The 13,238-nt window shown below is 67.4% G+C and carries 8 protein-coding genes and 2 tRNA genes; 5 read left to right on the top strand and 5 right to left on the bottom strand.

Translation table 11 applies throughout. From position 1 onward, the window contains the following. Nucleotides 1–21 precede the first annotated feature (21 nt). Nucleotides 22–3,297: a DUF2961 domain-containing protein gene (locus M6444_RS09565; protein WP_298326106.1), complete on the top strand. Its 3,276-nt coding sequence runs from the start codon at nucleotides 22–24 to the stop codon at nucleotides 3,295–3,297. A 96-nt stretch (nucleotides 3,298–3,393) separates the two neighbouring features. After that, a tRNA-Gln gene (locus M6444_RS09560) sits at nucleotides 3,394–3,465 on the top strand. Nucleotides 3,466–3,511: 46 nt separating this feature from the next. Here the strand turns inward: M6444_RS09560 and M6444_RS09555 are convergent. From M6444_RS09555 to M6444_RS09545, 3 genes are read right to left on the bottom strand one after another with little or no spacing between them, the layout of a single operon-like run. Beyond that, nucleotides 3,512–5,950 (bottom strand): polysaccharide lyase family 8 super-sandwich domain-containing protein, encoded by a 2,439-nt coding sequence (locus tag M6444_RS09555; RefSeq protein ID WP_298326103.1) that lies wholly within the window; start codon nucleotides 5,948–5,950, stop codon nucleotides 3,512–3,514. 40 nt (nucleotides 5,951–5,990) lie between these two features. After that, on the bottom strand, nucleotides 5,991–7,763 hold the full coding sequence (locus M6444_RS09550) for a peptide ABC transporter substrate-binding protein (protein WP_298326100.1): 1,773 nt from the start codon (nucleotides 7,761–7,763) through the stop codon (nucleotides 5,991–5,993). A gap of 26 nt (nucleotides 7,764–7,789) precedes the next feature. Continuing rightward, on the bottom strand, nucleotides 7,790–9,427 hold the full coding sequence (locus M6444_RS09545) for an ABC transporter ATP-binding protein (RefSeq protein WP_298326097.1): 1,638 nt from the start codon (nucleotides 9,425–9,427) through the stop codon (nucleotides 7,790–7,792). Nucleotides 9,428–9,439: 12 nt separating this feature from the next. On the opposite strand from M6444_RS09545, the gene M6444_RS09540 reads away from it, so the two are divergent. The 3 genes from M6444_RS09540 to M6444_RS09530 all read left to right on the top strand — a co-directional run bounded on the left by M6444_RS09540 (nucleotide 9,440) and on the right by M6444_RS09530 (nucleotide 11,017). Next, a complete protein-coding gene (locus M6444_RS09540; RefSeq protein WP_298326094.1) occupies nucleotides 9,440–9,733 on the top strand; it encodes a hypothetical protein in 294 nt (97 codons plus the stop codon). 107 nt (nucleotides 9,734–9,840) lie between these two features. Continuing rightward, complete coding sequence (locus M6444_RS09535) at nucleotides 9,841–10,914, top strand: SGNH/GDSL hydrolase family protein (protein WP_298326091.1); 1,074 nt, start codon at nucleotides 9,841–9,843, stop codon at nucleotides 10,912–10,914. 27 nt (nucleotides 10,915–10,941) lie between these two features. Further along, nucleotides 10,942–11,017: transfer RNA gene (locus M6444_RS09530), tRNA-Glu, on the top strand. A gap of 574 nt (nucleotides 11,018–11,591) precedes the next feature. Here the strand turns inward: M6444_RS09530 and M6444_RS09525 are convergent. Both M6444_RS09525 and M6444_RS09520 read right to left on the bottom strand, forming a co-directional pair. Further along, a complete protein-coding gene (locus M6444_RS09525) occupies nucleotides 11,592–12,002 on the bottom strand; it encodes a hypothetical protein (RefSeq protein WP_298326088.1) in 411 nt (136 codons plus the stop codon). Nucleotides 12,003–12,164: 162 nt separating this feature from the next. Beyond that, a complete protein-coding gene (locus tag M6444_RS09520) occupies nucleotides 12,165–13,202 on the bottom strand; it encodes a LacI family DNA-binding transcriptional regulator (protein ID WP_298326085.1) in 1,038 nt (345 codons plus the stop codon). Nucleotides 13,203–13,238 lie beyond the last annotated feature (36 nt).

The following is a 13,238-nucleotide window of genomic DNA, read 5'->3' as shown; positions in this document are numbered from 1 at the left end:
CACTGCTCCCAGGAGGCCTTGATGACCGTTCCACGAGCACGACGATCAACGATCGGACCGCGGCTGCAGCGCCTGGCCGCGGCTACCGGAAGCCTCGTCCTCACCGCGGTGACGGCCGTTGCGGCGGCGGCAGACCCGGCCGCCCCAGCACCGCAGCCGTCTGCGGCGGAGACCGGCCCGGTGGGCTGGGACGCATTCGCTCGGCTCGACCGACTGCCGGAACTGACCGACGGCACGGCGACCGAACAGTTCTCGAGTTTCGACCGCACCGGCGACAACGACGACGGGTTCGAGGGCACGTACTCGTGCCTGCGCCAAGGCGAGCACGGCTGCGTCATTGCCGAGCACGACGGCGCCGGACAGATCGGCTCGATCTGGTTCACCCGCGACGGCGGCGACGTCACCAACACCGGTGACATCGTCATCGAGCTCGACGGCGAGATCGTCCTGCACGCGCCCCTGCAGGATGTCGTCGACGGCGAGCTGGGTGAACCGTTCGTGTTCCCGCTCGTCGCCAACGCCGATCAGAGTTCCGGCGGCGTGACGATCAAGGTGCCGATGGCCTATCGCGAGTCCATGCGGGTCAGTGTCAGCGAGAATCCGCTGTTCTACCACGTCACCTATCGCACGTTCGCCCACGCGCGCGGCGTCGAGACGTTCGATCCGGGCGAGGTTCCCGATGACGTTCTGGCCACGATGGCCGCCTATGGAACCCAGGACCCGAAGCCGGACCGCGACGACGAGCAGACCACGTCGTCGCAGTTCGAGCTGGCACCCGGAAAGAGCACCACGCTGGCCCGGTTGACCGGTCCCGGCACCATCAACGAGCTGCGGCTGCGGTTGCCGCAGGTCGTCGGGCCGGACGAAGGCCCGGAGGTCACCGACGACGGCCGCGCTCACGTCGGCTCCAGCACGTTCACCGTGGCGATCGACCCGGACAACGAAGGGGTTCGCCTGACCCGCCGGCAGGACACGCTCTCCGGTGATCAGCGCGCGACGATCCTCGTCGACGGGACCGAGGTCGGCGAATGGGACCCGCTACCGAGCACCGGCGGGCAGTGGGCCGACCAGGCCGTCGAGCTGCCTGCGTCCGTCACGGCCGGGAAGTCCTCGATCACGATCCGCAACGAGTTCATTTCCGCGGGCATCGACTACAACGAGTTTCGCTACTGGGTGGACTCCATCGTCGGCGGCGAGGACGTACGCACCGACGAAGTCGACGTCGGACCGAGCGACGAGGCGCTGGCCAGCGAGGCTGCGCACGAGTACGAGATCGAGGAGCAGCGGTGGGAGGGCCAGCAGACCTACACCTATCCCGCTGACCCCGGGCAGGAGGACGAAGTGGCCCGCTCCGATGCACTACTTCGGGATCTGCGGCTGCAGATCAGCTTCGACGGCGAGCAGACCGTCGACGCCCCGGTGGGGGAGTTCTTCGGCTCCGGGCTGGGTGAGACCGAGGTCCGCTCGCTGATGTATGCGATGGAGGACACCGACGACGGCTCGTACTGGTCGTGGTGGCCGATGCCGTACGCCCGCAGCGCCGAGGTACGTCTGGTCAACGACTCCGAGGTCGAGCTGACCGCGGGGGATGCGTCGCTGAGCTGGACCCGCGACCCAGCCAACGCCCGAGCCCTGCGCGGTCCGGACCCGTCCCTCGGCTACTTCCAGGCCGAGAGCAAGCGCGGCGAGACCAGCAACGGGTCGGACTGGGTGTTCATCGACACCGTCGGCCGGGGCCGCTTCGTGGGCGTCAACCACACGATGGAAGGCCGCATCACCAGCGGCAACATCCGCAACTACCTGGAAGGCGACGAACGGGTCTACGTCGACGGTTCGAAGACGCCGCAGATCTACGGGACCGGCTCGGAGGACTTCTACGAAGGCGGCTGGTACTTCAACCGCAAGGAGTTCTCCAACCCCACCAACGGTGCACCGGAGATGGAGACGCGCAGTTTCGGCTGTGAGTACCAGTGCGACGCCGCCTACCGGCTGATGATCGCCGACCCGGTCGACTTCAACAGCCGGCTGCGTTTCGGCATCGAACCCGGGCCGACCGCGAACGAACCCGCGGTCTACGGCTCCACCGCGTTCTGGTACGGGCACGAGGACCGCGTCGACTTGCGCGTCAGCGACACCATCGACGTCGGCGACCCGGACAGTGAAGCGGGGCACGACTACACCGGTGGCGATGACGTGACCGAGTTGACCTCGACTTTCGAGGGCGATTTCGACACCGTGGCGATGACCGAGGATCTGCGGTCGTCGGCGGAGACCGTCACGTTCACCGTCGACGTCGACCCCGGCAACGACGGGGTACGGCTGCGCCGATTGTCCGACCAGAGCGTCGCCGGCCAGGCGGTCACGGTGAGTGTGAACGGTGAACCGGCGGGAACGTGGCGCCAGCCGCGGGGCAACGAGGCACAGCGTTGGCTGCACGACGACTTCGAGCTGCCCGGTGTGCTGACGGCGGGCACGTCGTCGTTGACAGTCGAACTCACCCCGGTCGAGAACGCGCCCGCGTGGTCGGGTGCCGCCTACGAAGCGCTGTCGTACGTGACCGCCTTCCCGGACAGGTCGGCGCCCGGCCCGGTGCGTGACGTGCGTGCCACCGGTCGCGCCACCAACGCCGTCGACCTGACCTGGCCGGCTGCGGTGGACGACGTCGGCGTCGCCGGTTACGAGGTGCACGCCTCGCTAGAGGCCGGATTCGAGCCGTCGGAGTCCACCCTGGCGGGCACGGCCGCGGTGCCGGGCTTCACCCATGCCGAGCTGGGCCTGGCCCAGACCTGGCACTATCGCGTCCGGGCCGTCGACTCAGCCGGGTTGAGCGGGCCGTGGTCGGACGAGGTGTCGGCGGCATCGGGCACGACGCTGAACATCGAAGGCGAATCGATGCTGCCGGCCGATTCCTCGACCGCTCCAATCGGGGCCCAAGGCAACTGTTGCGGAGCGTCGTGGTCCGGTGGGGCGCAGCTGTGGTTCGAAGCCGAATCCGTCGGAGACACCGCGACGCTGTCGTTCACCGTACCGGTATCGGGCACGTACGACGCGTCGGCGATCCTGACCCAGGGCGGCGACTACGGCGTGGTGGAGCTGGCCGTGGACGGCGTGGCGCTCGCAGCGCCGTTCGACGGGTTCAACGATCAGGTCCGCGTCGCCGATCCGGTCACACTGGGCGGTGTGGAACTCGACGCCGGAGCGCACGAGCTGACCCTGACCGTGACCGGAAAGAACTCCGCCGCCACCGGCCACCTGGTCGGTCTCGACCGGTTACTCCTGGCGCTGGCGAGCGCCTGATCGGCCCTCCGGTCGGGCGGGGCTGCCGGTTTGGAGACAAGCCGCGCGGACCGCTATCCTTACGTCGCGGTCGCGCGGCATTCCCGCCCGACTCGGTGGGGTATGGTGTAATTGGCAGCACGACTGATTCTGGTTCAGTTAGTCTAGGTTCGAGTCCTGGTACCCCAGCTCCTCTCGCGCGGATGAACGGTAGTGCGCCATGGCGTGCGGCGCGTCACCACTCGATCTCCACGTGGTGCGAACGCCCATCGGCTGCGGAACTGTCGGCGACGATGGTCACCTCGTTCTCCTGGATGTCCACCTCGACCGTCGGGTCGGCGTGAACCACGCTGGGCCGGTGACCTCGCGGCAGGGTCACCACGGTGCGGCACTCGTCCTGAAGCTGGCTGGCTTCGGCCGTGGCGATCTCCATCCGACGAGGTTCCAACAGCAGCGTGGACACACAGCTTTGCGCGGTGCCTGCGATCTGCGTCCCAGCCGCCTCGACCGTCGCCGCGGCGTGGAAGTTCGCGCTGGAGAACCCGATCTTCCTGGCCGACACCGCCTGGACCTCGCCATCGTTGCGCAGGACGTCCACGGCTGGGTCGCGCGCCCACCGGCGGGCTTCGTCCGGTCCGGCCAGCGGCACCATCAGATAGGCGTACGAGGCGCCGTCAGGCTTGACGCCGTGGTCCATCCACGCGGTGTGGAAGGTGTTGGTGTGCACCTCGGTGCTGCCGCCCTGGGCGATGTCGGCGAACGCGCCCGAGCGGGTCTCGCGCAGGAACTCCACCTCCCGGGGCCGGTCGAGCATGATGAAGCTGGCCACACCGGGTAGCGTCAGCCGGCGCACGCCGGGGAAGCTGGCCCGCCACCCGTCCTCGCCGGACTCCGGAACCACCGCGCCGTCGATGTGCCACTGCTGCATCTCGTCGGTCTTGATCGCCCGGTTCTCCAGAATCGTCTCGACGGGATGGTCACTGCCGCCGGTGATGTCGGCGCCGAGGCACACGATGCTGTCGCCGAGGAAGAACCACGACAGTTTGGCCACCATCGTCGACTCGTAGCTCTGCAGATGCTGGACCCAGCCGGCATAGGCAGGGTGCTGGTAGAAGCCGTCGTCAGCGCGGTTCCCGCCCACCTGGGACCCGCCGACGAAGTCGAAGCTGCCACGCCCGTTCTCGCTCTGTTCATGCGGCTGCGTGTCGATGGTCGTGCCGGGCATGCGGTACGGATCGACGGTGGGGAACCAGTTGATGTACTGAGCCTGTTCGGACTCCAGGTACAGATAGCGGGCGCCTGAGCCTTGGTGCCAGGCCTTCGTGTTCTCGTTCGACTGGGTTTCGAACCCGCGGGTGCGCAGGCTCGCGGTGGCCAGACTGAAGCACCAGCCCTCGCCTCGGGCCAGGACCCGGTCCATCTCCGGGAACAACCTCGGCCCCGGGGGCTCACTCAAAGCCGGTACGTCGGATTCGAGCAACTTCAACGCCAGGAGCGCCTCGGCCAACGGCCGCAGCGTGAAATAGGGCACGTCGGTCGACTTCTGCAGCCAACCCTTGACGTAGCCCTGCCATTCGCGTGCGTACTCCTCTGGTGCGCCTTCGGCGTGCATGAGGATGCCGGCCATCAACCAGGCGGAGTTCGTGTTGTCTCGGCCCACAGCACGTCCACATACCGGTGGCATGGTCTGCGCCTCGCTGGTCCACGGCACGAAGCTGCGAACCACACTCTGTCGGAACGGTTCCACCTGCTCCGGTTCGAGGTCCCACTGCGTGCCGCCGAGCATGGCCAGGATGTAACTGGACGCGGTGACCAGCGCACGGCCGTAGGTCCCGGTGTAGGGCACGTTCGTGTGCGCGATCAGCGAACCGTCGAAGTACAGCCCGTCGCCAGAGGTGGTCAGCTCGATCGCTTCGGGCACACCGCCGGCGGCGAGCTCGACGCGTTCGGCATCGTCGGTCAAAGCGGCGGCAACCAGAGCGTTCTGGCACAGGAACAGGCGGTTCGACCCAGTCGAGAGCTTGTACCGGTCGTCGCCGGGCGGGTACATGTACTTCGGATCCGGGACGAAGTGGGCGAACGCGGCAGCGAGATCGGTGCGCAACTGGTCGGGCACGACACTCCGGGTCAACGCCGTCGCCTCGAGAATCCCGCGAGGTCCGCCGATCTCGAAGTGATACCAGTTGCCGAATTCCGCGGTGTCGACGTTGTACTGCAGGTCGTGCAGGGTTTGAAGCCCCTCGACGATGATGCGGCCGAGTTCGGGATCGTTCTGGTACGGGGATCCGGCTGCGGCCCACGACTTCGCCATGTCGGCGAGGTTCAGCGCCGTGGTCTGAATCGGGCGAGAGTCGGTGATCCCGGCGAGTGGCTCGTCCGCGAAGACCCGGTCACGACCCGATTCATCCACCACCGTTGCCCAGAGATTCTCGGTCGTCCGGGTCATCGCCTCGATGGTCTTGACGATGTCGGGATGGCTGGTATCGGCGTCGGCGGGGCCGGCCAGGAGTTCGGCGTAGCGCTGGCGGATGAGTTCGAACTCGTCGTCGGCGTTCGCGGCGTGTGCGCTGCGCGGTGAGAAGATGCTGAAACCGGCGATCCCGGCCACCACCCCCGCTCCTGCACCGAGGAATTTTCGCCGGGACAACTCGACTTCGTGACGGACATGCATCATGACCTCCGGAAGTACGTCTGCGGGACTGGGGCCGGGTCGATCAGCGCTCGATCGTGACTCCCTTCGTGGAGAACACGGACGTGAACGGCCAGAGTTTGAGGTTCTGGACGTGCGGCTTCACGAGCAGGTTGTAGCCACCCCACAGCACGGGGAGCTCGACGAACGCCTGATCGCGCGCGACAGCGCATTCGACGAGAAGTTCGAAGCGCTTGTCGGGGTCGGCCTCGGCCAGCGCCTGGCGGGCGAGGTCGATGGCCTTCTCGCACTCTGGAACTCGGTTGCCGTCCAGGACAGCCAGGTATTCCTCCGGCGATGCTCCGCCATTGACGGCGTCGACGTACTGCTGCCCGACGTCCGGCGGCACCAGGTTGATACCTCCGATGCGCGCCGAGGCGGCCGGCATGATGCGCTGGGCCGCCGATTCCAGTGCCGGCGGCGACACCGAGGTGTTCAGCGCGTAGAAGCCGACGTAGTCGTCGGGCATGAGCTGTTCGATGCGCTCGAGGAACAGGCCTCGCTCGATGTTGTCGATGGTGACCTGGATGCCCAAGTCGTTCCGCCACATCTCGCCGATCGCCTCGACCCAGGGGCTGGACTGGTAATCCATCAGCGTGATGGTCGGCAGCCCTTGGCCGTCGGGGAACCCGGCGTCGGCGAGGAGCGAGCGGGCCCGTTCGACGTCGTACTCGACGCCGGGGACCTGGTCGGAGCCCTCGATGACCTCCGGGACCATCGAGTTGCCCGGGACCGCGGGCTTGCTGATCTCACCCAAGGCGTCCCGGTCGATCGCGATCGAGAGCGCTTCGCGGATCCGCACGTCGTGCAAGACCGTGTTCGCACTGTTCAGAATGATCAGCTGCCGGATCTGGTTCGGTGGCGCCGTGGCCAGGTCGGCAGACACGTCCGAGGTCGTGACGGCTTCCAGGTCGTCTTCGATGCGACCGGACACATCGATCTCGTCGCTTTGGTAGCTCAGCAGATCCGCGGTCGTCCCGCCGGCGTTGAACGTGACGTCGATGCCGTCGAGGTGGTAGTGCTCGGCGTCCCAGTAGTGCTCGTTGCGCCGCAGCGTGGCGCCCTGGTTGACGCGGAAGCTCTCCAGCACGAACGCGCCGTTGCTGACCCAGGCCTCGCCGGTGAGCCACTGGTCGCCGAGTTCCTCGATCGTCGGTGGATGCAGGGGGAGGAACTCGGAATGGGCCAGACGCAGCAAGAGCGTCGAGTTCGGTGCTTCGAGCGTGATCTCGAGCGTGGCGTCGTCGGGGGCCTTGACGCCGACGTCGTCGAAGTTGGTGGTGGTGCCGTTCATGTAGTCACCAGCGCCGGCCACGAGCATGTTGGCCTGGTTGTAGGACGGTGCGGCTTCCCCGGCGACACCTGGCGTGAGGATCCGCTTCCAGTTCCACAGCAGGTCTTGGGCGGTCACCGGGTCGCCGTTGGACCACATGGCGTCGTCGCGCAGGTGGAAGGTGTAGGTGAGCTGGTCGTCGGAGACCTCCCAACTCTCGGCCACACCGGGCAGCACGTTGGACGGGTCGTCGGCGTCCAGGACGACCAGCCCCTCCCACAAGGCGGTCATGATGATCTGCCCGTTCGACGAACCACTGGCGATGGCCGGGTCGAGGTCGGCGACCGGGATCATCGAGACCCGGAGGATGCCGCCAGAGTCGGGCTGATCGCCGCCGGCTCCACCGTCGTCGGCGTCCGAGCCGCTATCGTCGCCGCTGAATCCGCACCCGGTGCTGAAGGCGGCGGCACTGGCGAGGGTTGCCGCCAGGAACGTGCGGCGGCGGATCGGTCGTGGCTGGTTCATGTGGAACCTCCAAGCACAGTGGTCGTTCACGAGGACGGTTGATGGGCGCTGCCCGGGTTCGCGTGCGCGGTGGCGCTGCGAACCCAGTGCTGCGGGGCCAGCTCGACCAGGTCGCCGGATCGGGTGTCGATCGCGGTGTTCGCCTGCCACGGCATCGGCGCGGTCCGGATGGGCAGCACGGCGGCAAGCAGCGCCTGGGTGTAGGGGTGCTGAGGGTTCGTGAAGATCGTTCGAGTGGGCCCGGCTTCGACGACGTGGCCGGAGGCCATGACGACGACGCGGTCGCACAGCCGCTGGGCGACCGCCAGGTTGTGCGTGATGAACAGCATCGACAGGCCCAACCTGCGTTTGAGGTCGTCGAGCAGGTCGAGGATCTGCGCCTGAATCGACACGTCGAGCGCTGAGGTGGGCTCGTCACAGACCAGAAGCTGCGGTTCGAGGGCCAACGCACGGGCGATGGCCAGCCGTTGTTGCTGGCCGCCGGAGAACTGCCGTGGGTAGGCGTGGGCGCGCGCTCGCGGGATACCCACCAGCTCGAGTAGTTCCAGCGCCCGGGCTCGGCGCTCGGCTGGGCTACCGACTTTGTGGACACGCAGCGGTTCGACGATGTTGGCCATGGCGGTCAGATGCGGCAGCAACGACCCGTAGGGATTCTGGAACACCATCTGGACGCGCCGGCGCAGGCCGTGCAGCTCGGACCCGGCTGCGGTCAACAGGTCGTGCCCATCGAAGGTCACCATGCCGCCAGCCGGTTCGATCAACCGCATGATCAGCCGAGCCAGCGTCGACTTCCCGCTGCCGGACTCACCGACCACGCCGACAGCCTCGTTCGCATTGATCGTGATGCTGACGTCGTCCACGGCGTGCACGTCGCCGCCGCGGCCTTGGAAGACCTTCACCAGATTGCGGGCCTGCAGCACAGGGTCGGCTCGGGTGTCATCCCGGGATTCGCCCGGCGTGTCGTTCCCGTCAGTCGTGACGTCGGGCGCGGCATCCAGGAGACGCCGTGAGTACGGCTGCTGGGCGTGGGAGACGAACTGGTCCATCGACGCGGTCTCGATCGTCTGCCCGTCTTTCATGACGACGACGTCGTCACAGACGTAGCGGGCGACGCCGAGGTCGTGGGTGATCATCACGACCGCCAGGCCGTCCTCGCGCAGCTTGGTGAACACGTCCAGCACCTGGCGCTGGATCGTGACGTCGAGCGCGGTGGTGGGCTCGTCGGCGATCAGCAGCCGGGGCCGGGCCACGATCGCCATCGCGATCATGGCGCGCTGCCGCATGCCGCCGGAGAGCTGGAACGGATACATCCGGATTCGCCGCTGGGGCTCGGGGATGCCGACCCGGTCGAGCGCGTCGATCGCGCGGTCGACGGCCTCCTTCCGGCCACAGCTGCCATGCCAGCGCAGATGTTCGGTGAGCTGGGCTTTCAGCGTCCGCGTGGGGTTGAGCGCGGACATGGCGTTCTGGAAGACCATGCCGATGCCGGGCCCACGGACCGCACGCAGCTCGTCTTCGGAGAGCTTCAGCAGATCGGTACCGTCGAACTCGGCCGTACCGGAGACCACCGCACTGTCGGGCAGCAGCCGCAGCAGTGCCCGCATACTGACGGTCTTGCCCGACCCCGACTCGCCCACGATGGCCAGCGCGCCGTTGGCGGGCACGTCGGCGTTCAGATGCGCGGCCGGGACGAGGCCACCGCCCCGGTTCCGGAACGCGACGCAGCGAGCTGGGCAAACGATCTGCCGGACGAGGAAACCAACCACGGCTGCCAACTGCGCAGCGTGCTTGACGACTTCCGTCATGGGCGCCGCCCGGAGACCAGCGGCGCAAGCGGCCGGGCGGCCATCGAACTGATCACGGCCTTGTACAAGTCGGCCTTCACCGGACAGACCGTCAAGCGCAACGAGATCGAGGCGGGAGACCCGTTCTACTACCGCCTCGACGGTGCCGCATTCGAGAGGATGTGAGGAACCTGGTGAGCCGACCTCGGCGGCCGAACGTGCTGGCGATCAGGGGTACGGTTCGCGCTACGTGCCGGCGCCGGGGTGGCGCCGCGATGAGAGGAAGGGCGGACATGGCGACGACGCCGCATGGCAACGAAAACCTGCTTCGCGCCGATGACGACCTTCTGACGTGGGAAGGTGCGATCGAGCTGGAGCACACGCCGCAGTGGACTCGCGCTTGGCGCATCCAGCACAGCCGGCGTGAGCTGTACGCCAGCACGGAGTTGGAGTTGCGTGCGGCGATGCCGGCCGGGGTCCGGGTCGCCTTCGGGACGGACACGACGACCATCCGCGGCCGAGCGGTCGTAGGCGACGTGGAGGGTTACGCCTCCGCGGGCGAGATCAGCCCGGTGGACGTGGTGGTCGACGGTGGTCTGGTGGCGTCGTCGCCGGTGACGTCAGACGGAAGGTTCGACGTCGACCTACCAGCGGGGGAGAAGACCCTGGAGCTGTGGCTGCCGCAGTTCGGCGACTTCCGGCTCGCCTCGCTGGAGCTCGACACCGACGCGCGGGTGTGGCGCGCCGAGAGAGCGGCGCGGCCGAGACTGATCACGTACGGAAGCTCGATCACGCAGTGCCGAGCAGCAGCGTCGCCGACGCGCACCTGGCCGGCCCTGGTCGCCCGAGAGCTGGGCCTGGATCTGACCTGCTTGGGCTATGGCGGCCAGTGTCATCTCGACCCGATGGTGGCTCGGATGATCCGGGACCGGCCCGCCGACGTGATCATCACCTGCCTGGGCATCAACGTGTACGGCTCCGGCACGTTCAACCGACGATCGTTCCTGCCCGCGGTGATCGGACTGCTCAGCACGATCCGCGATGGACACCCGAACGTACCCATCCTCGTGATCACGCCGATCATCTCCCCGGCGCGCGAACACACGGTGTCTGCCACCGGCATGACACTGGCCCAGATCCGCGAGGAGGTCGCGCGAGCCGCCCAGGTGCTCCGCGAGCACGGAGACGACGACGTTCACCTCTTGAACGGCCTGGACGTGGTGGGTGCCGAGCAAGCGCACGTGCTGGACGACGGCCTGCACCCGAACGCCGAGGGATACGCCGGCATGGCCGCGGCGATCGCACCGGTGGTGCGCAAGTTGCTCGGCCCAGACGGCCGGTTTGGTACTGACCGCCTCCTCGGGTAATGTTTCACCTCGCGACCTTGGTCGCACGGCCCCGTTGTGTAGCGGCCTAGCACGCCGCCCTCTCAAGGCGGTAGCGCGGGTTCGAATCCCGTCGGGGCTACCAGAGCGATTGCCCCTCACCTGCTGAAACGTAGGTGAGGGGCAATCTTGCTATATCCGACCATCATTGGCCAGGACTGGCTGCCCACGCGTGTTTCTGCGCCGAAATGATCGCGGCGAGTGACCGCGTTCGGCGAGCCCCCACGCTAGAGAAACCGCGAGCTGGTCCGAGCTGTTCAAGCAGGCCGAAACGAGTTCGTGTCGGCGTCATGACACGCTTGGTGTTGTCGCTAGGCATGGCTCGTCTGCATTATTCGGTGGGATCGCTGTGGAGATCGGGACGATCATGCTCGTGTGAGCGGTCCATGGTCGAAAAACCGGCGCGTGCGACGTTCGGCGGCTGATTTCGCGTCGGTTTCTTGAGCATGGACCGTTGTCACGCGCACGAACCACCCCGGGCGGCGCCCAGCGGCGCAGCCTCGACGTCGCCTCCGTGCCGGCCAACCAGATCCCAGGGACCTTGCAATCGCGGTAACACGTATCGCCGCCAAGATCCCGGTCAACGAGTCGTCCGCCTCCGGCTCGGGCCGGAAGTCGAGCGCGGGTGTCGACAGAGCCAGGCGCATCTGGACCGTTACTCAGCGCTCGAGTGGGACAAGTGCCGCGGCTGCTTCGTCCGGAGGAAGGAGCAGGTGCGCGATGCGCGCGCGTTCCTCGTCGTCCTCTTCGTCTTCCCAGAGGTCGGTGAGCAGCTCCCGCACCAACTGCGCGAAGGTTTCGAAGACCGCACGTGGTTCGTCGCTCTCGGGGTCCCAGATCAGGTAGCGGTCGCGGCCTGCGAACGCATGCTCGATGCCGCACGACCACAGCGGAACCAGATCCTCAGCGGTGCTGCTCATCACCGCCTCAGCAGGATCATGATGCACGGACTCAGCACGGTAGAACAGTGCGGGGCTGACCGTCTCACCGCCGTCTGTCGCGATGCGAACGACCGTCTCTGGCAGGCCGCGCTCTCGGATCCGCTCGGCGAGTTCAGCGTCCGACATCATGCGGTGCGGGCCTTTCTGCTCTCCGTGACTGGCATCCAGCGCACCAGCTGAGGCTACCGTCTCGGTGCCCCCACGGGGCGATCCACCCTTCTCGGTCACTGCAGCCAACACGAGTTCGTCGAATTCCGGCAGGCCGTCGAGGTCGTCTGGCCCACGTCGTGATCATCGGTGTGCCGGATGCTCGTCGCTCATGCCGAGCGTGCTCTCGCGGGCGACGAGTTGATGCGTGGCGACGATCTCTTCGGCCGGCGTCTGGGGGTTCTCGATCCGTGCGGCGATGCGGTGGACGGCCTCGCGAGCGATGAAGGGGATGTCGAGCGAGACGGTGCTCAACGACGGGCGGGCGAAGCGGCCTTCGTCGATGTCGTCGATCCCGATGACGGCGACGTCGTCGGGCACCCGCAGCCCGGCGTCGAACACCGCCCGCATGGCCCCGATGGCCAGCAGGTCGGAGAAGCAGAAGATCGCGTCCGGCCGGGGCGAGGTGGTCAGCAGGGCCACGCAGGCGGTGTAGCCGCCGGTGCGACTGTAGTGCGCGGCGGGGATCGTGTGCTCGGGGCGGACCTGCAGCCCGGCTTCGCGAAGCGCGGCTTCGTAGCCGGCCGTGCGCTGCAGGGGGGTGGCGTACCCTTCCAGCGGCTGGGTGCCGACCGCGGCGATCCGCGTGCGGCCGAGCGAGATCAAGTGAGTCACCGCGTCGTGGGCGGCCTGCACGTTGTCGATGGCGATGTGGTCGTAGCGGCCGTCGAACTCGTGCTCGCCCAGAAGCACCAGTGGCATGCGGCTGCTGCCGTGCATGTCCAAGAGCTCGGCCTTCGTGACCAGCGGGCTGAACAAGATCCCGTCGAAGAGCATGGTGCGGTTTTCGCCGAGCAGTAGCTGTCGCTCGCGCTCGTGGTCGTGCCCGGTCTGGTCGACCATCACCCGGTAGCCGAGCTCAGCGGCGGAGTCGATCACCTCGCGCGCCAACTCGCTGAAGTACGGCACGTCGATCTCGGGAACGACGAGCGCGAGCATGCCGGTGCGCCCGGTACGCAGGGTCCGCGCGACCGGATTCGGCCGGTAGTCGAGCTCCTCGATGGCCTGCAGGACCCGTTGCCGCATCTGTGGGCTCACGTGCTGGTAGCCGCTGACCACGTTGGACACGGTGCGGACGGAAACCTGGGCGCGGTCGGCGACGTCACGAAGTGTTGCGGGCATGAACGCCATCGTAGCGTTTGCAACGTGTGCAAACCG

The organism is Haloactinopolyspora sp., from assembly GCF_027324685.1.
In the GTDB taxonomy this organism is placed as follows: Bacteria; Actinomycetota; Actinomycetes; order Jiangellales; family Jiangellaceae; genus Haloactinopolyspora.
This window is presented reverse-complemented; position numbering and strand designations above follow the sequence as displayed.